Origin of the sequence: Allokutzneria sp. NRRL B-24872 (assembly GCF_002155965.1) — a bacterium.
GTDB lineage: Bacteria > Actinomycetota > Actinomycetes > Mycobacteriales > Pseudonocardiaceae > Allokutzneria.
The window spans coordinates 1-19,361 of record NZ_MUMH01000022.1 but is presented as its reverse complement, the minus strand read 5'-3'; the positions used below and the strand labels follow the sequence as shown (position 1 = coordinate 19,361).

18 protein-coding genes and 2 tRNA genes are annotated in these 19,361 nt (G+C 69.4%); 8 read left to right on the top strand and 12 right to left on the bottom strand.

Annotated elements, in window-relative coordinates; all coding sequences use genetic code 11:
• The first annotated feature begins 173 nt into the window (after positions 1 to 173).
• The gene (locus CCN37_RS06480; protein ID WP_143261455.1) at positions 174 to 638 is read left to right on the top strand and encodes a hypothetical protein; all 465 of its coding nucleotides are present in this window, start codon (positions 174 to 176) and stop codon (positions 636 to 638) included.
• Positions 635 to 2,362: a hypothetical protein gene (locus CCN37_RS06475; protein WP_086819745.1), complete on the top strand. Its 1,728-nt coding sequence runs from the start codon at positions 635 to 637 to the stop codon at positions 2,360 to 2,362. The genes CCN37_RS06480 and CCN37_RS06475 overlap by 4 nt, the downstream gene beginning before the upstream one ends.
• A gap of 83 nt (positions 2,363 to 2,445) precedes the next feature.
• Here the strand turns inward: CCN37_RS06475 and CCN37_RS06470 are convergent.
• A tRNA-Lys gene (locus CCN37_RS06470) sits at positions 2,446 to 2,518 on the bottom strand.
• 370 nt (positions 2,519 to 2,888) lie between these two features.
• Between CCN37_RS06470 and CCN37_RS06465 the strand changes: the two genes are divergently transcribed.
• Positions 2,889 to 4,088 (top strand): Ig-like domain-containing protein, encoded by a 1,200-nt coding sequence (locus CCN37_RS06465; protein WP_371503688.1) that lies wholly within the window; start codon positions 2,889 to 2,891, stop codon positions 4,086 to 4,088.
• A 112-nt stretch (positions 4,089 to 4,200) separates the two neighbouring features.
• Here the strand turns inward: CCN37_RS06465 and CCN37_RS06460 are convergent, their stop codons facing one another.
• Complete coding sequence (locus CCN37_RS06460; RefSeq protein ID WP_086819743.1) at positions 4,201 to 4,506, bottom strand: DUF6355 family natural product biosynthesis protein; 306 nt, start codon at positions 4,504 to 4,506, stop codon at positions 4,201 to 4,203.
• Positions 4,507 to 4,793: 287 nt separating this feature from the next.
• Here CCN37_RS06460 and CCN37_RS06455 point away from each other — a divergent pair, with 287 nt between their 5' ends.
• Together CCN37_RS06455 and CCN37_RS06450 are read left to right on the top strand one after the other, a co-directional pair.
• Entirely contained in the window at positions 4,794 to 5,039 is a 246-nt protein-coding gene (locus CCN37_RS06455; RefSeq protein ID WP_086819742.1) for a hypothetical protein, read from the top strand.
• A 214-nt stretch (positions 5,040 to 5,253) separates the two neighbouring features.
• Positions 5,254 to 5,502, top strand: coding sequence for a hypothetical protein (locus CCN37_RS06450; RefSeq protein ID WP_143261454.1), 249 nt, complete (start codon positions 5,254 to 5,256; stop codon positions 5,500 to 5,502).
• 85 nt (positions 5,503 to 5,587) lie between these two features.
• Here the strand turns inward: CCN37_RS06450 and CCN37_RS06445 are convergent.
• The 10 genes from CCN37_RS06445 to CCN37_RS06400 all read right to left on the bottom strand — a co-directional run bounded on the left by CCN37_RS06445 (position 5,588) and on the right by CCN37_RS06400 (position 15,616).
• Positions 5,588 to 5,663 (bottom strand) — tRNA-His (locus CCN37_RS06445).
• Between the two features lie 75 nt (positions 5,664 to 5,738).
• On the bottom strand, positions 5,739 to 6,350 hold the full coding sequence (orn, locus tag CCN37_RS06440) for an oligoribonuclease (protein ID WP_086819740.1): 612 nt from the start codon (positions 6,348 to 6,350) through the stop codon (positions 5,739 to 5,741).
• 30 nt (positions 6,351 to 6,380) lie between these two features.
• Positions 6,381 to 7,979 carry a PH domain-containing protein gene (locus CCN37_RS06435; protein WP_086819739.1) on the bottom strand — a complete coding sequence of 533 codons (1,599 nt, stop codon included), beginning with the start codon at positions 7,977 to 7,979 and terminating at the stop codon, positions 6,381 to 6,383.
• Positions 7,976 to 8,485, bottom strand: a complete 510-nt coding sequence (locus tag CCN37_RS06430; RefSeq protein ID WP_086819767.1) for a PH domain-containing protein — start codon at positions 8,483 to 8,485, stop codon at positions 7,976 to 7,978. Before CCN37_RS06430 ends, CCN37_RS06435 begins: the two co-directional genes overlap by 4 nt.
• A gap of 75 nt (positions 8,486 to 8,560) precedes the next feature.
• On the bottom strand, positions 8,561 to 10,186 hold the full coding sequence (locus CCN37_RS06425) for an AMP-binding protein (protein ID WP_086819738.1): 1,626 nt from the start codon (positions 10,184 to 10,186) through the stop codon (positions 8,561 to 8,563).
• Positions 10,187 to 10,208: 22 nt separating this feature from the next.
• On the bottom strand, positions 10,209 to 12,062 hold the full coding sequence (locus tag CCN37_RS06420) for an SDR family oxidoreductase (RefSeq protein ID WP_086819737.1): 1,854 nt from the start codon (positions 12,060 to 12,062) through the stop codon (positions 10,209 to 10,211).
• Positions 12,063 to 12,148: 86 nt separating this feature from the next.
• On the bottom strand, positions 12,149 to 12,694 hold the full coding sequence (locus CCN37_RS06415; RefSeq protein WP_210407894.1) for a GNAT family N-acetyltransferase: 546 nt from the start codon (positions 12,692 to 12,694) through the stop codon (positions 12,149 to 12,151).
• On the bottom strand, positions 12,691 to 12,891 hold the full coding sequence (locus CCN37_RS06410; protein WP_030426592.1) for a hypothetical protein: 201 nt from the start codon (positions 12,889 to 12,891) through the stop codon (positions 12,691 to 12,693). Before CCN37_RS06410 ends, CCN37_RS06415 begins: the two co-directional genes overlap by 4 nt.
• 141 nt (positions 12,892 to 13,032) lie before the next feature.
• Positions 13,033 to 14,370 (bottom strand): polysaccharide lyase 6 family protein, encoded by a 1,338-nt coding sequence (locus tag CCN37_RS06405; RefSeq protein WP_086819736.1) that lies wholly within the window; start codon positions 14,368 to 14,370, stop codon positions 13,033 to 13,035.
• Positions 14,371 to 14,437: 67 nt separating this feature from the next.
• On the bottom strand, positions 14,438 to 15,616 hold the full coding sequence (locus CCN37_RS06400) for a glycosyltransferase (protein ID WP_086819735.1): 1,179 nt from the start codon (positions 15,614 to 15,616) through the stop codon (positions 14,438 to 14,440).
• Positions 15,617 to 15,704: 88 nt separating this feature from the next.
• Between CCN37_RS06400 and CCN37_RS06395 the strand changes: the two genes are divergently transcribed.
• The 3 genes from CCN37_RS06395 to CCN37_RS06385 all read left to right on the top strand — a co-directional run bounded on the left by CCN37_RS06395 (position 15,705) and on the right by CCN37_RS06385 (position 19,053).
• Positions 15,705 to 16,736: a lipopolysaccharide assembly protein LapB gene (locus tag CCN37_RS06395; RefSeq protein ID WP_086819734.1), complete on the top strand. Its 1,032-nt coding sequence runs from the start codon at positions 15,705 to 15,707 to the stop codon at positions 16,734 to 16,736.
• A 75-nt stretch (positions 16,737 to 16,811) separates the two neighbouring features.
• Positions 16,812 to 17,810 carry a terpene synthase family protein gene (locus CCN37_RS06390; protein ID WP_086819733.1) on the top strand — a complete coding sequence of 333 codons (999 nt, stop codon included), beginning with the start codon at positions 16,812 to 16,814 and terminating at the stop codon, positions 17,808 to 17,810.
• Positions 17,800 to 19,053 carry a cytochrome P450 gene (locus CCN37_RS06385; RefSeq protein ID WP_168200542.1) on the top strand — a complete coding sequence of 418 codons (1,254 nt, stop codon included), beginning with the start codon at positions 17,800 to 17,802 and terminating at the stop codon, positions 19,051 to 19,053. Before CCN37_RS06390 ends, CCN37_RS06385 begins: the two co-directional genes overlap by 11 nt.
• The last annotated feature ends 308 nt before the right edge of the window (positions 19,054 to 19,361 follow it).

The following is a 19,361-nucleotide window of genomic DNA, read 5'->3' as shown; positions in this document are numbered from 1 at the left end:
CCGAAGTATTCGTTTTCGAGTTCCTGGTGGCATATCAGGGACTCTGAAGCCGATCGCGCGAACCCCGATCGGGAGGACGGCGTCCTCGATGTGGATGTGTCCGGTTTCGGAGCATGGGGAGAACTGTGCGTGTATTACGGGGTTCCCGCTTGGGGAACGTGAAGGTGGTCGTCGTGGCCGCCCTGCTGGTGGCCGTGATCGCCAGCGTGTCCTGGATCAGCGGCCGGGGGCAGGCCGACGCCGAGCCCGGTTTCGAGGTGCCGCGCGCGCCGGTCGCGGAGCAGCCAGCCGCGCGCCAGGCGGTTCCCGCGCCCGAGGCGGGCGTGGCGGAGAAGGTGCGCAGCGCGCCTGAGGGCCGTGTCGTCGCGCGCGGGCCGTCGATGGTCGCCGACGAGATCACCACGCACACCGACCGGGCCCCGTTGCTCCGGCTGACCGTCTCGGGCGAGTTCCCGGTGCGCGCGCTGGACTACACCGTTCTCGTCGACGGCCAGCCGGTCGGCAGGGGCATCCCGACCGAGAACCTCGACGCCATCCGGGTCGCGCTGCCGCAGCCGCGTTCCGGCGCCGAGGTGTCCGTCCGCTACGGCGACGAGCAGGCGAAGCCGATCGGCCAGTTGAAGGAGGAGGGCAAGTGAAGCGCATCGGATTCTTTGCCGCCGCCGCCGTGCTGGCCGCCTCGCTGGCCGGGACGGCCACCGGCTCGGCCAGCGCCGCGCCGCAGGTGGACCCGCTCACGCCCGGCCCGCACAAGGTCGCCGAGGCCTCCTACGACCTGGGCGACGAGGCCTTCCAGCCCAACGGCTTCCCCAAGCCCGTCGAGCTGGCCGGGCACGTCTACCACCCGGAGAAGCTGGCCGACTCCGCCTACCCGGTCGTGGTCTTCCTGCACGGCAGGCACGTCACGTGCATGTCGAAGACCGAGCCGAGGCCGAAGCTGGCCTGGCCGTGCCCGACCGGCTACGAGCCGATCCCGAGCCACCGCGGCTACGACTACGTCGCCAGGCAGCTCGCCAGCCACGGCTACGCGGTGATCTCCCTCAGCGCCAACGGGATCAACGGCAACGACTCGCTCGACCCGCAGTACGGCCAGCGGGCGCGCGGCGACCTGGTGCTCAAGCACCTCGACCTGTGGAACGAGTGGCGCTCCAAGCCCGGCGGCCCCGTCCCGGTCACGGTGACGCGGTCCTTCGACTTCACCCGCATCGGGCTGATGGGCCACTCGCGGGGCGGTGAGGGCGTCGTCAACGCCGTCGCGCAGAACGCGTTGCGGGAGAAGCCTTACAAGCTGCGCGCACTGCTCCCGCTCGCCGCTACGGACTTCGAGCGGCGCATCCCGGTCGGCATCACGATGGCCACGCTCCAGCCTGACTGCGACGGCGACGTCTCGGACCTCCAGGGCGTGCACTACTACGACGACGGCCGCTACTACGTGAACACCGACCGCGCGACGCGCAACAACGTCACCGTGCTCGGCGCGAACCACAACTACTTCAACACCAACTGGACGCCGAGCAGCGGCCTGCAGGGCGCGATCGACGACTGGCACGGCGACGCGAACTCGCCCTGCCACCCGTCGAAGCCGACGCGCCTCACCGAGCAGCAGCAGCGCAACGTCGGCATCGGCTACATCGGCGGCTTCTTCCGGCACCACCTCGGCGGCGAGAAGTCCCTGGGACCGTTGTGGCGCGGCGAAAGTGGCGTTCCGGCGTCGATCGCCCCGGCCACCGTCAACGTCTCCTACCACCCGCCCGCCGCGACCGGGCAGCGGCTGGACGTCAACCGGCAGCAGGACGGCTCGCCCACCAACACCCTGGCGGGCAAGGTCGCCGTCGCCGGCGCGAAGCAGATCAGGTGCGGTGGTTCGAGCGTCGACCCGGTCATGGGGACGTGCCTGAGCAAGCCCGGTATGCGGTTGACCGAACCGCACCGCGGATGGGGCTTCTCCGGCGTCATCGCGGGCAGGACCACGTGGGCCGCGACGGGTGGCACGATCACCAACGAGCTGCCCGCCCAGCACGCTGACGTCCAGAAGTACAAGGCGGTTCAGTTCCGCGGCGGCGTCGACTTCAGCGACGTGGCCAACACCGCGGGCCAGCCGCAGGACCTCCGCGTCGTGCTCACCGACACCGCGGGCAAGTCCGCGTCGGTGAAGGCGTCGGACTTCGGCAAGGCGCTGGACTACCCGCTGGTGAGCAGTGGCGAGTACGACGTGGTGCCGAAGCTGCACCTCAACCAGGTGCGCGTGCCGCTGAGCGCGTTCACCGGGGTCGACCTCACCAAGGTCGCGTCCGTGGCGCTCGCCCTCGACGTCAACCCGACCGGCGCGCTCGCCGTCTCGGACCTGGTGTTCACCGACTGACAGCGGTCGCGACGACAGCGACGTAAAACAGAACGGCCGATCTTCCAGAAAGGAAGATCGGCCGTTCTGTTGTGCTTTGTTTGTGCGCCGCCAGGGACTCGAACCCCGAACCCGCTGATTAAGAGTCAGCTGCTCTACCACTTGAGCTAGCGGCGCTTGTTTTGTTGTTGCCCTTTCGGACGGGGGAAAACTTAGCACAGGGGGTATCGCGGTTCCCAATCGGCTGGTCAGGGGCGGTTTCGGGGCCTCGGAGACGGGTGTCTCCGCAGGACAGGGGCCCCCGCCTGGCCGGTGGGAGTGATCAAGGTTACGTTCGGCTCCCCGGGGGCCGCTCGTCGCGAGCAACCTGCGGACTGATTTTTGCGTCTGAACAGTGGTGAAGGTGACAGGGGCTACGCGCCGTTGCTTCGCCCGAGGCACTCGCCTCGACCGGGTGGTGTAGCACACTGGATCGTGCACAGCCTGTGGGAACGAGCGGAACGGACGGTCGCCGATGTTGGTGCCAGGAAGCCCGAAAGATCGAGTCGTGCTGGGGCGGCGCCGCGCGCTCGCGGTGGGGACTCTTGGGCTGGTGGCCGCGTTCGTCTCCGGGTGCACCGGCGGTGGGGGCGGTCAGGGCGCGCCGGGTGGCGGCCAGCCCAGCGGGGGCGGCTCGACGCCGACCACCCCGCCGACCCCGGCGACGCTCGCGCTGGTGCCCGCCGAGGGCTCGCAGGGGGTGGCGCCGGGTGAGCCGGTGACCGTCACCGCGACCGGCGGCAAGCTCGGCGAGGTCAGCCTGCTCAACCCCGATGGCAAGCCCGTCGCGGGCCAGGTGTCGCAGGACGGTCTCAAGTGGACCTCCACGGAAACCCTGGGCTACAACAAGTCCTACACGCTCACCGCCACGGCGACCGGCACCGATGGCAAGGCCGTGACCGCGAAGTCGGCCTTCGGCACCGTGAAGCCGCGCAGGCAGGCGTTCGTGTCGATGAACCCGCTCGACGGCCAGACCGTGGGCATCGGCCAGCCGCTGGCGTTCATCTTCGACGTCGCGCCGCCGAACAAGGAGGCCGCGCAGAAGGCCATCCAGGTCACCGCCGAGCCCAGGGCCGAGGGCGCCTTCTACTGGTTCTCCGACAAGGAGGTCCACTGGCGCCCGCGCGAGTACTGGAAGCCGGGCACCAAGGTCAGCATCGACGTCAAGGTCTACGGCAAGGACCTCGGCGGCGGCATCTACGGCCAGGAGGACCGCAAGGCCACGATCACCATCGGCGACGCGGTCATCGCCGAGGCCGACGGCGGCTCGCACCAGATGGTCGTCAAGGTCAACGGCCAGGTGGTCAAGGAGATGCCGGTTTCCCTCGGCAGTGCGAAGTTCCCGTCCAACAACGGCATCCACGTGGTGACCGAGAAGCACCCGACCAAGGTCATGGACTCCACGAGCTACGGCCTGCCGCTGGACCGGGGCGGTTACCGCACCAAGGTCAACTGGGCGGTCCGGATCTCCAACGGCGGCGAGTTCACCCACGCCGCGCCGTGGTCCGTGCGCGACCAGGGGCGCCGCAACGTCAGCCACGGCTGCATCAACATGTCGACCGAGAACGCCAAGTGGTACTTCGACACGGTGAAGAAGGGCGACATCGTGGTGATCACCAACTCCGGCGGCCCCGACCTGCGGTCCTGGGACGGCTTCGGGGACTGGCAGATCCCGTGGGAGGAATGGCTCAAGGGCGGCAAGAAGTAGCCCTTCGACGAACTCGGCGGGCGCGCGACACGGAAACGGCCGATTCCCCGGCGTGGGGAATCGGCCGTTCTCGTGCGAGCGCGCGGTTGCGCCGCGCCCTGCGAGTCTCTGCTCAGCTGCCAGGACGGCAGAGGCGGCCGTCGTACCAGGCGTCACGAACCGAGAAAATGGTGCCGATGGTGGTGATGCCGGGACCGACGCACTTCGTGTAGTTGTCGCCGAGCCACCGGTCGATCTGGATCACGACCCAGTTCTCGGCGCAGTGGTTGTAGATCACGGCGTGGCCGTCCTTCACCGAGACTCCGCACCGCTCTCGGGCGAGGTCATCGGCGGTGGAGGCGTTCGCAGCCGTGGTGGCGAGGCTCGTCATCGCGGCTGCCGCCGCGAGGGCGACGGCGAGCCGGGTTCGTGCGCGCACAGGTCTCTCCGTGTGTCTTCTGCGTTCGACGCATTTCGGGAAATCGGGAAGATGTCGTCCCAGGAAACGGTGGCGGTCGACGTGAGGCATGCTGCGCTCAGCTTGCTCATGAGTGCGCCCTTCGATCTTGTGCGCGTCGACCGCGCACGGCGCACATCGAAACAGCGGGTGCGGCGCTGCTGTATGGGTCGAAGGTGGTATTTGTCGAAGTTGGCGGTTCCGCCTCACCTCCGGCACTTCTGGGTTACAGTTCCGCCCGACCAGTTTTCCATCGCAGGAGACGAATCATGGCGAGAGTTTCGAGATCCCTTCTCACCGGTGCCGCCGTTGCCGCCGCCCTGGCCGGTGGCCTCGTGATCGCGCCCGCCAGCGCGTTCGCCTACCCGACCAATCAGGTGTACGCGACCCAAGCGAAGTGCGAGAAGGCCGCTGCCCTGATCCGGCAGGGCTCGGTCGGCGCGTGGTGCCAGTCGGAAAGGGTCGGTAGGCCGCCGCTGCAGGCGACGGTGTGGAGGGTGCACACCACCGGTTGATGACCGTTCACGGAGGACGGACAGATCAGAAGGGCCCCGCGCGAGCTGCGCGGGGCCCTTCAGCTGTTGCGGCGATCTTTTCTCGCGTTTGTGCGGCCCTTGAGAGGAACGGTCGCATTTTGAGATGAGATGCCGCAGTTGAACAGAATCGTCGACGAGGGTTCTTGGTTAGGGTTCAGGGTCGTCCTCTTATTTTTACGACGGGAGATGAGGCATGGCAAGAATCGCAAGATCTGTTCTCGCTGGGAGCGCGGTCGCGGCTGCTGTCGCCGGGATTCTGGTGGCGGCACCCGCGAGTGCCTTCGCGGGCGCCACCGGCGAGCTGTTCACGTCCCACCACTACTGCGAGAAGCGGGCCGCGCAGATCCGCGACGGCAGCACCGGCGCGTGGTGCGAGCCGGAGATGGTGTGGACCGGTGTGTCGTTCGTGCAGCGGTGGCGGCTGTTCACCAGCGACCGCTAGGCCGTCCACGTCGGACGGACAAGGACCGGGCAAGAACCCGGGCAAAGCGGAAGGGCCCCGCGCGTGCTGCGCGGGGCCCTTCCGTTGGGGTGAGTGACGGGACTTGAACCCGCGACTTCCTGGACCACAACCAGGTGCTCTACCAGCTGAGCTACACCCACCGTACCTATTGTGTTTCGTTGCCGCCGAGGCAGCCGCACAAGCGTAGCGTGCCACCCTGCGTGAGCGAAATCGGGTTACCCCTTGGTCTGCTCCGCGACCAGCTCGGCCGCTATGGCCTGGGCTTTCTCGGTGGTGGGGCCGGGCGGCGGGACGAAGAGCGCGCGCCGGTAGTAGGCCAGCTCCACGATCGACTCCTGGATGTCGGCCAGCGCCCGGTGGGCCAGCCCCTTCGCCGGCTGGCCGTAGTAGACCTTGGGGTACCAGCGGCGGCACAGCTCCTTGATGGAGGAGACGTCGACCATCCGGTAGTGCAGGTGCGCGTCCAGCTCCTGCATGTCGCGGGCGATGAAGCCGCGGTCGGTGGCGATGGAGTTGCCCGCCAGCGGAGCGGTCCGCTTGTCCGGCACCCACTCGCGCACGTAGTCCAGCACCGCGCGCTGGGCTTCCTCGATGGTCACCGTCGAGCGGCGGACCTCCTCGGTCAGCCCGGACTTGGCGTGCATGTCGCGCACAACGTCCGGCATGCTCTCCAGCGCCTTGTCATCGGCGTGGATCACGATGTCCACGCCCTCGCCGAGCACGTTCAGGTCGGCGTCGGTCACCAGGGCTGCGATCTCGATGAGCGCGTCCTTGCCCAGGTCCAGGCCGGTCATCTCGCAGTCGATCCACACTAGACGTTCCGTCACGCGGGTGAGCCTATCCCTTACCGTCCGCGCTCAACGGTCAACGGTGAACGAGACCAGGAACGGGGTGAGCAGTCCGGGCAGGGCGGCCTCGGCCAGCGCCAGCGCGTCGGACTCGCCGAGGTCCTCCACCGAGTAGGCGCCGTTCTCGGCCTCCGCGCGGCCGGTGCTCGCGCCGGTGGTGGCGTGCAGCGTGACCAGTCCGGCGCGCCGCTGGAAGATCGACCTGGTGACCTTCCACCCGATGATGCCGTTGCGGTGCAGCGCGACCGTCTGCCTGATCAGCGAGCCGGAGCGGCTGACCAGGTGCTCGTCGTGGGTGAAGGTGTGCCCCAGGTTGCGGTAGCGGTCGACGCCCAGCAGCAGCGACACCGGCAGCAGGCACAGCGCCGCGATCCACGGCCAGTCCGGGAAGGACAGGTAGATCCGCAGCCCGCCGAGGATCGCCGCGAGCACCAGAACCGGGACCGTGGCGCGGAAAAGCCGCCGGATGAGCGCGGCGCGCGGGTGGCTGGTGAGCGCGGCGGTCGTCGGTGAGACGGCGAGCTGGAGCGCTTCCGCGGCGACGCGGTGCGCCTCGGCGCGCGGAGCCTGGGGGAGCAGCATGCCGCTGCCCTCACCGGTGCCGAGGCCGGTGGCGATGGCACTGCACTTCGCGCCCTTGCCGGTGCGCAGCAGCAGCGGCTCCTCGACCTTGGCCCCGCGCATGCGCTTCTGCTCGATGGACACCGAACGGACTTCGAGCAGGCCGTAGCGCACGAGCAGCGAACCGTGCTCTTCCCGGCTCAACTCGTAGTTCCAGTAGGAGATCACGTACACGACGATGCCCGCGATGCTGGAGAGCACCAGCGCGCCCGCGACGACCACCGGGATCGTGGTCAGCAGCGAGGTCGTGGTGAACCAGTCGACGACGGCCTGAACGGGACCGATGTGGAACAGGTCCACCTTGATCTGCCGGGCGATCGCCGCGGCGCCACCGAAGAGCGTGCCCACCGCGATCACGCCGAAGAGCGTCAGCGGGGCGAACCTCAGCCACTTCGGGTCCATCTTGGAAAGCAGCGTGACCGGAGTGACCCCAGTGTCCTCTGTGGACGGTTCGGAGCGCTCTTCCTGCTGCTGCGGCGCGACTTCCCTGCGCAGCAAGGTCAGCCGGAGGGCTTCGGCCTGTGCCTTGGTGATCGCGTTGAGGGTCAGCTCGTCCTCGGTGCCGGAGTCCTGGCGGCCGGTGCCGAGCCGGACCACGGACAGCCCGACGAGGCGGTGCGGCACCGACGCCTTCAGGTCGACGGTGCGCAGCCGGTCCCGCGCCACCTGCCGGTGCTTCTTGACCAGCCAGCCGGTGTGCAGCTCGACGTGCTTGGCGGTGACGCGGTAGCGCGTGGTCAGCCAGCGCACCATGGCGTAGGCGATGAGGCTGCCGGAGACGCCGAGCGCGACGGCGGTCTCCCAGAACTCCAGCTCGAACCGCCCGCGCACCACCAGGATCAGCACGAGGACGCCGAGCACGCTGGCGATCTCGTTGAGCGGGTCGGCGATCATCACCTTCGGGTTGAGCCGGTGCCACTCCGTGTCCGGCTCCTCCAACGGCGGTGCCGCGGGGAGGTCGGCGAAGTCGTTCGCGTGCTGGCTCACGTCGCATCACCCTGCGCGGCCTCGGCCACCGCGGTCAGCTCGTCGACCATGCGGGTCGCGACGTCGTGGTCCACTCCGGCGATCTCCAGCGGCCCCGCCGCCGAAGCCGTCGTGACCACCACGGTCGCCAGCCCGAGCCACTGCTGCAACGGGCCGCGCTTCATGTCCACCGTCTGCACCCGCGACACCGGAGCCACCCGCGCGTCCAGCCAGAACCAGCCCGACTGCACGTACACGGCCTGTTCGGTCGTCTCCCAGCGGTGCACGCGGAAGCGCCACAAGGGCATCACCGCCGTGTGCGCCGCGCCGAGCACGATCGCCAGCACCAGGAACGTGGTCGGCCACGGACCCGTCCAGTCGAACAGGAAGCGGGCCGCCACGAGCGCGCCGACGAGCACCAGCCACTCGATCGCCGCCTGGATCGCCCACCAGCCGATCGCCTTGCGGCTGACCTGGTTGGCCGGTGGACGCAGGCGCAGCTGGAGACGCGGTTGTGCAGTGTTCACGCGCACACTCTGCCCCACCTGCGGCGCACCCGGCAGAAGAACGCGCCTTTGGTGAGCGGTGCTCGCTACTTTCGTCTAGCCCAGTTCTCGTTTGACGACCTTGCCGGTGGCGTTGCGGGGGAGCGCGTCGAGGAAGGTCACGTCGCGGGGCACGCAGAAGCGGGTGAGCGTGGCGCGGACGTGCTTGCGCAGCTCCTCGGCGTCCAGCAGCACCCCGTCGGCGGGGACCACGTAGGCGGCCAAGCGCTGGCCGAACTCGTCGTCGGGCACGCCGATCACGGCGACCTCGCGGACGTCGGGCAGGGCGGCGAGCACGTCCTCGACCTCGCGCGGGTACAGGTTCTCACCGCCGGAGATGATCATGTCGTCATCGCGGCCGGCCACGAAGAGCAGGCCGTGCTCATCGAGGTAGCCCATGTCGCCGGTGGAGAGCATGCCGTCGACGACCTGCTTGCCGGAGCCGTTGGTGTAGCCGTCGAAGAGCATCTCGTTGGCCACGAAGATCCGCCCGGTCCGCCCGCGCGACACCGGCCGGCCGTCCTCGTCCAGGATCGCCAAGCGCGTGCCCAGCGGTGGTTTCCCGGCCGTGCCGGGGGCGAGCCGCAGCTCCTCGGGCGAGGCGACGGACACCCACGACGCCTCGGTCGAGCCGTAGAAGTTGTGGAGCACGGGCCCGAACGCGTCGAGGAAGTCGGTGGCGAGCTTGCCGGGCAGGACGGAGCCCGTGCACGCCACCGTGCGCAGGAACGACGTGTCGTGCCGCTGCCGCTCCTCGGTGGGCAGCTCCATGATCCGCTGCAACATCACCGGGACGGCGAACATGCTGGTGCAGCGGTGTTTCTGGGCGGTGGCCAGCGCGTCGGCGGGCTCGAACCTGCGCCGCAGCACGATCGGCGAGCCGAGCACGAGGCTGATCTGGAACGCGCCGATGCCCCAGCTGTGGAACATCGGCGCGGCGATGAGCATCGGCTCCCCGGCGCGCAGCGGGATGCGTGACAGGAACGGTGCGGCCGAACCCAGCAACCCCTTGGCGTGCGGTCTGCGCGCGCCCTTCGGCGTTCCGGTCGTGCCAGAGGTCAGCACGATCAGCCGCGACACCGACGGCTTCGGCAGTTCGGTGGCGGGCGAGGACGCGATCAGCTCCTCCACCGTGGTGCTCTTGGTCGGCCCGTCGGTCCACGCGGTCACGCGCTTCACCCCGCGCGGGGCGTTCACCAGCAAGGGCCGGAACTCGGTGTCGGCGACGACCAGGCAGATCTCCTGATCGCGCAGCACCGCGCTGAGCTGAGAAGGGCTCGCGCCGGTGTTGAGCAGCACGGTGTGCGCGCCGAGCTTGGCCAGCGCGGCGATCGACTCGACGAAGCCGCGGTGGTTGCGGCACAGCACTCCCACGTGCGACCCGGCGCGCACTCCGTGCTCGGCGAAGCCGTGCGCGAGCCGCGTCGTCCGGTCGTGGACCTCGGCCCAGGTCAGCGTGCCCAGCTCGTCGATGATCGCGGGGCTGTCGGGGCGCAGCGCCGCGCCGGAGGCGTAACCGGCCGCGATGCTGTACTCGTACTTGCGCAACGCCTGCGCCGCCCTGATGAGCCGATCGGGGCTCTGCGGGACGAGGACCCGGCTCCTGGCCAGCACCAGGAGTCCCTTCGCCTGGTTCACCGTGCGCTGGGTGAGTCGTTGGGCTAGCCGGGTGAACCGCATCATCGCGTCCCTCCACAGTGGATGGTCAGGGCGTGCGCCGTGGTGCCTCCGGCATAAGGCGATACAGCAGGTGCATGGCGCGATCAACCGCCTTGGGGGTGACGGCGTACGCGGCCTGGGCGAGTGCGCCGATCGTGGAGCCGACCCGCTTGGGCCGTCGGGTCAGCGCGCGCACCACCAGACGGGCGCCCTCCTCCGGGGTGGCGGCGGGCAGCCGGTCGTAGGCCGAGGTCGCCTGGCTCATCGGCGTCCTGACGAGTCCCATGTGGACGGTGCTGAACGTGACCCCGTCAGCCACGGTCTCGCTCGCGACCACCCGGCTGAACATGTCCAGCGCCGCTTTCGAGGCCAGGTAGGCGGAATAGCGCGGCGTGGCGAGCTGCACGCCCTGCGTCGAGACGTTCACGACGTGGCCGAAGCGGCGGGATGTCATGTGCGGCAACAGGGCCAGCACCAGGCGCACCGCGCCGAAGTAGTTGATCGCCATCGTGCGCTCGTAGTCGTGCAGGCGGTCCAACGAGTTCAGCACGCCGCGCCGGATCGAGCGGCCTGCGTTGTTGACCAGCATGTCGATGCCCTCGTGGTCGCTGAGCATCCGCTTCACCGTGGCCCGCACGGACTCCGTGTCGGTCAGGTCGCAGGGGTACACGTGCGCCTGGCCGCCCTCGTGCACGATCTCCTCGCGCACGGCCTCCAGCTCCTCCGCGCGCCGAGCGATCAGCAGCGGCACCGCGCCGAGCTTCGCCACCTGCACCGCTGTCGCCCGCCCGATCCCCGAGGACGCGCCGGTGATCACGATCCGCCGACCGCGCAGACCCTCCCTGGGACGCCGCGCGCGGTCCGGATCGAGGTGCCGTTTCCAGAAGCGCCACAAGCGATCCGCGTACTCCCCGAACTCCGGCGTCGGCAGGTCGTGCAGCACGCGATCGGTGTTCGAGCGGTCGAAGCTCGCCGAGAAAGCCATGTGCGGCAACACTTCTGAGGGCACGCCGAGGACCTTGTCCAGGCCGGGAAGCTTCGCCAGCGCTCGGACCGGGACGGGCACGGGCGCGGTCACCGCGATCCTCGGTGCCCCGGCCGCCGAAGCGAGCGCGTTGTAGACCGAGGTCAGCCGCTGCCCGCCGGCAGCGGTGAGGTGGAAGGTCGTCCCCGACGAGAAGTCGTTGTGCACCAATCGGTCCAGCGCGTCAGCGACCCAGTCCACCGGCACCAGGTTGGTCGTGCCCAGATCGGCGCCGGCGAGGGGGAGCGCGGCGGGCAGCCGGGACAGCTCCGCGAGCGCGCCGAAGAAGTAGTACGGCCCGTCGATCTTGTCCATCTCGCCCGTGCGCGAGTCGCCGACGATCGCGCCCGGCCGGTAGACCTGCCACTGCACGCCCGTGCTCTCGCGGACGACGCGCTCCGCGTCGAACTTCGTCGAGTGGTACGGCGAGCCGAAGCGCTGTCCCAGGTCGAAGTCGTCCTCGGTGAACGGCCCGCTGTGCTCGCCCGCGACGGCGACCGAGGACACGTGGTGCAGCTTCGCGCCCAACTCGGTGGCGAGGTCCACGACGTGCCGCGTGCCGTCGACGTTGGCCGCCCGCGCGTCGGCTTCTCCGGCGGTCAGGTCGTAGCTCGCGCCGAGGTGGATGACGTGCTCGGCGCCGGAGAGCCGCGCGCGGTCCTCCTCGGCCAGTCCGAGACCCGGGCTGATCAGGTCGCCGGACACCGGCCAGACGCGCTCAGCCTGTGGCCAGCGCTGCGCGAGTTCGTCGAACTTCGCCCTGGAGCCGGGCCTGACCAGCACGAACACGCGTTCGCACGCGGCGCGCAGGAGCAGTCTCTCGACCAGCCGAACGCCGACGAAGCCGGTCGCGCCGGTCACCAGGTAGGAGGTCACCCCTCGATACTGACACTACCTACCCGTGAGTAGGAAGAGCTGAAGGGCCGGCACGCAGGAAGCAGGGGACCAACGTGCCGGCCCGGTCAGGGGTGGCGGCGCAGGCGCCGTTCGAGGACCTGGCCCGGCCAGTCCCCGACCTCGAAGCCGTGCAGCCTGGTGAAACCCGCCGAGACGTAGAAGTCCACGAGCGCGCCGTCACCGCCTGCCCAGCAGTCGACCCGCAGCCGGGAGACCCCCGCCGCCACCGCCTTCTGGTGTGCCGTCTCCAGCAATGCCCTTCCCGCGCCACGTGCGGCGGCCTGCCGCCCAGAGACCAGGCCGATCACGTACAGCTCGGGTTCGTCGGAGACGGGCACGTAGTCCGGGGCTTCCGGCAGCAGCACGAGCGCGCCGACCGCCTCCCCGGACCGTTCGGCGATGTGCAGCCCGCCGGAGCCGCACCACCGCTCCACCTGCAGGACGCGCTTCGGACTCTCCGAGAACGGGGTGGTGCCCCACTGGCCGGTCTGCCCCTTGACCGTCAACCAGCGCACCGCGTCGTCGAAGAGTCCGAGCACTGTCGCGGCGTCGCTGACCGTCCCGCTCCGAACGGTCAGCTCAGACGCCTCTTCTCCTGCTTGCTCGCTCACAGTTCGGCGCCCACCGCGGCCATCGCCGCCTGCCGAAGCGCGGACCGCAGTTCACCGACCTCCAAGGGCGCGAGCACGGCCGCCTCGCCCGGCGGCGAGATCACCACGACCTGTCCCTGGTTCACCAGCACCGTCAACGACCGCCGTCGGCCCGCGACATCGCGGCAGCCCACGATCCACTCCTTGCGGACAACCACGTTCCCCGACCTCCAGCCCTGGTCCGTTCTCGATGCGGAGGTGGGACGCCCGGGCTGGCCGGGCATGACGCGGCGCTTGAGCCTGTTCAGTCGATCGGCTGAACGAACGGCGCTCTGACCAGCAGAAGCCGGTCGTCATGATCACTCGGAAGAGGCCCCAGGGCCGACGTCGGAGGCGGTCAGCGGGACGCGCTGGCCACCGCGCTCGTCGGCACCGACGTCCTTGCGGTCGTCCCGCCGCAGCCCGTCCACGTCCAGCTCGACCATCGGGTAGGAGCCGACGGAGGCGTTGAGCACCGGGCTGTCCGATGCCGGGCGCCGGAGTTCGCCGGAGAGCTTCGGGTCGGCCTGGCGGTAGCCGCCGGACGGGATGTCACCGGCGCTGCCGCCCCAGAGCACGTTGCCCTCCCAGCGGAACTTGGCGAACTGCGTCTGCCGCACGAGCTGGCCGCTGCCGGTGAGCACGTTGTTGGCGATCACGCACGAGTCCGGCCCGTAGGTCTTGTTCTCGCCCGCGATGGCCGTCGCCGTGCCGGAAACGGTGTTGAAGGCGACCAGCACGCGGTCCGGGCGGTCGTTGCCGGTGCTGCTGGTGTCGTCGATGACGGTCCCGCTGCCGACCGTGATCCCGTTGCCGCTGCTGCCGTTCACGACGTTGTTCACGATCACGTGGTCGTTGCCGTAGAAGCGGATTCCGGAAGCTCCGCCGAGCATGATGTTGCCCTCGACGCGCGTGCGGTTGCCGTGCCGCAACACGATCTGGCCCTTGCTGTCACGGATCGTGTTGTTGCGGACGACGTTGTCGGAGGACTTGACGGAGATCGCCTCGGGGTCGCCGTTGGCCTTCTCGAACAGGTTGTTCTCCACCAGGGCGCGCGCGGAGAACCGCTGCTTGGAGCTGACGCCGAGCCTGATCGACTCGCCGCCGTTCGATCCGGAGAACGAGTGGTTGTGGAAGTAGTTGCGGTGGATGTGCGTCCGCTGCGCCATTCCGCTGCTCGGCCCGAAGATCGACAGGTAGACGCCCTGCGTGCTCTTGCCGGTGAAGGTGTTGCGGTCCACCTCGACGTCGTCGCCGTCCACGTTCACCCAGTGCTTGCCCGCCTCGGAGCGCAGCTGGAAGACGTTGCGGCTCAAGCGGATGTGGTGCGAACTGGACGGAACGGACACCGTCGCGGTGTGGGTGAACTTGAAGCCCTCCACCGTGACGTTGTCGGAGGACTCGAAGGTGAAGCCGTTCGCACCGAAGATCTCGGCGCCACCGACCGAGGCGGCGGCGATCGTGACACCGGACTTGCGGGCGATCTTGATCGGCTGCTTGGCCTCGTAGCGGCCCGCCGCGAGCACGACGCGGTCCCCGGACTTGGCCTTGTCGATCGCGCTCTGCAAGGCGGACAACGAGGTCACCGGCGCGGCGTTCGCGATCGGCGTGGTTCCCAGCAGCAGCAACGCGGCGACCGGGACGAGGGCATGTCTCATCGCTGGATCTCCTTGTGTGGAGTACCTGCGACGGCGTAGCCGACCGTAGTGCCCGCGATGCGCGCGGTCATCGTCCGGAAGAACGACAGAGCTGTTCGAGTTCGTGAACCGCTTTGCCCGCACCGTTTTCCGCGCGGACCAGCGCGCCGAGCCGCGCGGCCTCCTCCGCCCTGCTCAGCGCCTCCTTGATCGATGCGGCCAGCTCCCCGGCGTCCAGCGCGCGCTCGGGCAGCGGCGGCGGGGCCACGCCGAGCTCGTGCATCCGGCGTCCCCAGTACGGCTGGTCCGCGATGAACGGGCACAGGACCTGCGGTCGCCCGGCCGCGACGGCTGCCGCGGACGTCCCGGCTCCGCCGTGGTGCACAACCGCGTCCACCAGCGGGAACAGGCGCTCGTGCGGCACCTGGTCGATCATCGTCACGTTCTTCGGCAGGTCCGTTGATGCCAGCCCGCCCCAGCCGCGCGCGAGGACCGCGTGGACCCCGGCCAGCCTGACGGCTTCGAGCACGGTCGCGGTCGTGCGAGCGGGATCGGCTCCCAACATGCTGCCGAATCCGATGTAGACGGTCGTTCCGGTGATCTCGGGAAGCTCGATCTCCTCAGGGGATTCGAGGAACCAGTAGCCCGTGGTGTGCGCGGTCGCGGGCCAGTCGGCTGGGCGGGGCACGACGTGCTCGCTGATCGCGTGCAGCACCGCGTCCTGTCGTCCCTTTCCAGGTGGCAGGCCCAACCGCTCGGCGCGCCAGCGCGTCACCAGCTTCCGGAACGGCAGGCCGATCGCGTTGACGAGCCGGTAGCTCGCCCGGTTGAACGCCGGAGGCGTCCACGGTGGCAACAGGGGCAGCGGAAACGCTTGTGTCGGAACGTAGAGCGGGGTCAGCGCGCCGATCACCGCCGGGACACCGAGGCGCTCGGCGATGTGCGCGCCGACGAGCGCTCCGGGATGGTGCACGACGAGGTCCGCGCCATCGGCCGCGACCGCCCAGGCGTCGTCGAACATCCGTCCCATCATGCCCATGGCCTTGCGGTAGAGCGCGAGCTTGCTCTCCGTCGCCGCGCTCTCGGTCAGCGCGAGCGGACCCTCGTCCAACTCGGCGAACCGGAAGCCGAGCCCGGCGAAGACCTCGCCCGAACGGGTGGCCGCCGCGAGCACCGGCTCGTGCCCCGCCGCCCGCAGCGCGACCGCGAGCGCCGCGTAGGGCTGCACGTCGCCCCTGCTGCCTGCGGTGATCATCAGAATCCTCACGGCGTCCTCCCAGCTCGGCTCCGAGAGTAGTGATCACCGGACGTGCCAGACTGGTCACGCTGAGCCCGCTGCCTGGAAGGACGCCCGGATGGCCGACGCCGACGACCACGCGGCCGCTGCCGTGCGGCAGGCCGCCGAGCTGTGCCGCTCCGGCAAGGCGGCCAAGGCCGTGCGGCTGCTGCGCCCGGTGACCGCCCAGTTCCCGACGAACGTGGACGCCTGGTGCGGCCTCGCCGCCGCCCACCTGTCCGACGACCAGCCCAAAAAAGCGTTGGAGGCCGCCCAGAACGCGGTGGTCCTCGGCTCGGGCAAGGAGGGGCCGCACCGGCTGGCTAGCCTCGCGCTGCTCCAGCTCGGCCGCAGCGCCGAGGCCGTCGCCGCCGCCGACTGCGCGGTCCGCGCCGATCCGTTCGAATGGCGCTGCCACATCGCGCTCGCCGAAGCCCTGATCGGCTCGGGTGCCGTCGAGCGCGTGCACGAGGCCGAGGAGGACGCCAAGCGCGCGCTCATCGCCGCGCACCGCGCCTCCGAGCTGGCGCCGACGGAGTCCCGCCCCTTCGAGGTCCTCAGCGAGATCGCTTCGCGCGCGCACCGGTGGGACGTGGCCGAACAGGCGCTGCTGACCGCTGTGCAGCTCAACCCGAACAACGAGCACCTGCGCGATGAGCTGGCGAAGGTGCAGCGCGGCGAGCCCGACCCCGAGCCCGTGGTCCCCGACGCGGAACCGGTGCTGTGGGATGTGTTGTGGCGCTTGGTGGTTCTGCAAGCCATCGGCAGCCTGGCCCTGGTGATCGGCGGGCTGCCCCGGCCGTCGTCCGGGTACGCGGTGTTCGGGCTGATCCTGATCGCCGCCATGGCCGCGGTGCTGTGGCAGTTCGTGTCCAAGGTGCCCGCCGCGGTGCGGCCGGGCCTGGTCCGGCTGGTGCGGGCACGGACGCTGCTGCTGGCGGCGAGCGCGCTGTTCACGCTGGGTACGGCGTTGCTGGTGCTGTGGACGCTCGCGCTGCTCGTGTGGCCGGGCGTGCTCCAGACCGCCGTCGTGGCGTGCGTCGTGACCGTGCTGGCTGGTGCGGTGACCGTTGGCGGACGGCGGTTGACGCGCTGGCGCAACCGTACGTGAAGCGTGTTTCCAGTATGGAAAGTGTGCTATAGCGTCAATCCGCTGGATGGAGTCTTTCTGGGCGGAGGTGGTGCCGTGGCGCAGCTCAGCGTGTCCGCGCTGGTTCCGGGGTTCACCGAGTCGCAGAGCGCGGCGGTCAACCCGTTGGCGGAGCGGGCGGAGGACGAGGCGGTCGCGTGGTTGTGGCGCGTCGGGTTCCTCACCGACCACGCCCAGGAAGATCATCTTCGGTCCTTCCGGTTCGGGCTCTACCACGGGATCGCCACGCCCTCGCTCGGGTTCGCCGCGCTCGTGCTCGGCATGAAGTGGTTCTGCTGGGGATCGCTGGCCGACGACCAGTACGACAACTACGACTGGGGTGAGCGCGACAGCCGGATGTGCTCGGTCATCCGCTCCGCCCGCACGATCCTTGACGGCGGCGCGGTCCCCGGCACCGATCCGGTCGTCAGGGGGCTCGCCGAGTTCTGGCCCGAGCTGATCGCGGACATGGCGCCCGCCGCGCGGCTGCGGGTGGCGCGGAACTTCCTCGACTACCTCGAAGCGGTCCGCTTTCAGAACCGCTTCCACGTCAAGGGAGAAGTCCCCGACGCGGCCACCTTCCTCGGCCTGCGCAGGCACACCATCGCGATGATCTTCCAGGCCGACGTGCTCGAAGCCCTGTCCGGGCTGCGCATCCCGGAAGCGCTGCGCTCGCACCGGATGTTCCGCGAGCTTGTGTGGTGTTTCGCCGACATCACCGCGTGGCACAACGACATTTACGGCCTGGAGAAGGACATCGCCGACGAGCAGCTGTGCAACACCGTGCTCGTGGTGTCGGCGAGCGAGGACTGCTCGATCGAAGTCGCCGTGGATCGCGTTGTGGAGCGGGCCAAGGAGCGACAACGACTTTTCCTGCACATCGAGGGCGAGTTACCCGAGCTGGCGGCGGAGTTCGGACTCGGCGCAGAAGCGGCGCTCGCTCTGACCCGGCAGTTGCGTGCGTACGTCTACGCGAACCTCGTGTGGATCGAGCACACCAAGCGTTATGACCTTGACCTGCCTCGAATTCGGGGGATCTTCGACAATGTCCTCTGACCTCGGCGCTGTTCCGGTCGCCCCTGGGAGACTGCCCGGTATCGGGCACCTCGGCGCGCTGGCCCGTGGCCCGCTGCCGTTCCTGGTGTCGCTGCGCGAGTCCGGTGACGTCGTGCGCGTCGACCTCGGCCCGAAACCGGTCTACTTCATCACCGCGCCCCGGCTTCATCGAGAAGCGTTGACCAGCAACGGTTTCGCGCGTGGTCAGATCTACGAGCGCGCGCGAACCCTGTTCGGCGACGGCCTCGCGACCTCCGACGGAGCGCTGCACCTACGGCAGCGACGGCTCGTGCAGCCGCTCTTCCACCGCGCGCACGTCGAGTCCTACTTCGACACGATGGTCGCCCAGACCCGCGCGCTGACCGACTCGTGGGAGCACGGTCGCGTCGTCGAGGTCGACAAGGCGATGAGCTCGCTCATGCTCAAGATCGTCGTGAACGCGCTGACCTCCCGTGACATCGGCCGTGCCGCCGCCTCGGAGATCCACCGCCTGATGCCCGTGATCATGAAGGGCATCGCGCTGCGCATGGTCACGCCGTTCCACCCGCGCTTCGACGCCGCTTCCGCGCGGCTGCGGCAACTGGTCGGCACGCTGATCACCAGCTACCGGTCGGATTCCGGTTCGAGCGCGGATCTGTTGAGCATGCTGGTTTCCGCGGGCATGTCCGATGCGGAGATCTGCGACGAAGTCGTATCGCTGCTGATGGCGGGTACCGAGACTCCGAGTTCGACGTTGGCTTGGATCTTCCATGAGCTGTCGGCCAATCCTTCTGTTGCGCTTGGTGTGCAGGCCGAAGTTGATGCGGTGCTTGGCGGGCGGCCAGTGACGGTTTCGTCTGTGCGGGAGTTGGAGTACACGCGCCGCGTGGTGACCGAGGCGTTGCGACTGCATCCGACGCTGCTGTTCACCTTGCGTACCACGCGGGAAGTTTCCCTTGGGGGCTTTCGGTTTCCTCAGGGGGCAGAGGTCGCGTACAGCCCTTACGCGTTGCATCGCGATCCAGAGTTGTTCCCGTCGCCGTTGCGGTTCGATCCGGAGCGGACGGTGCCGGAGTTGTTCTCCCCGTTCAACTTCGGGGTGCACAAGTGCGTCGGGGAGCACTTCGCCTGGGCGGAGATGATGGTGGTCGTGGCGGGGGTTGTGTCGCGGTGGTCGTTGCGCGGGGTTGAGGGTCGGGTCCGGGAGGCTTTGGCGATCGTGCCTCGGCCTCGGCGGTTGCGGATGCGGGTCCTGTCTCGTTGACGCCCGGGGGTGTTGGCGGGCTGGTGGGTTCTCCAGCTGTGATTGATTGACGGCAAGGGCTTTTAGCTCTTTCCAGCGGGGTACGGCTGCGCTTCCAGGTCGGGTACGGCTGGGGGCGCGGGGGTTGCTGCGTGGGGTCGGCTTGACCTGGGGACCCCTTGCGCGTGCCGAAAAGGGCCGGGCGGCACGGTGATGAAACACCGGCCCCCGCGCGAGCGTATGGCACGCGCACCCCAGGTAAAGCCGACCCGTTCCAGCCGCGTGTTCTGTTGGGAGGGGGTTGCGTTTCGGCGTGGCGGACGCCTGGG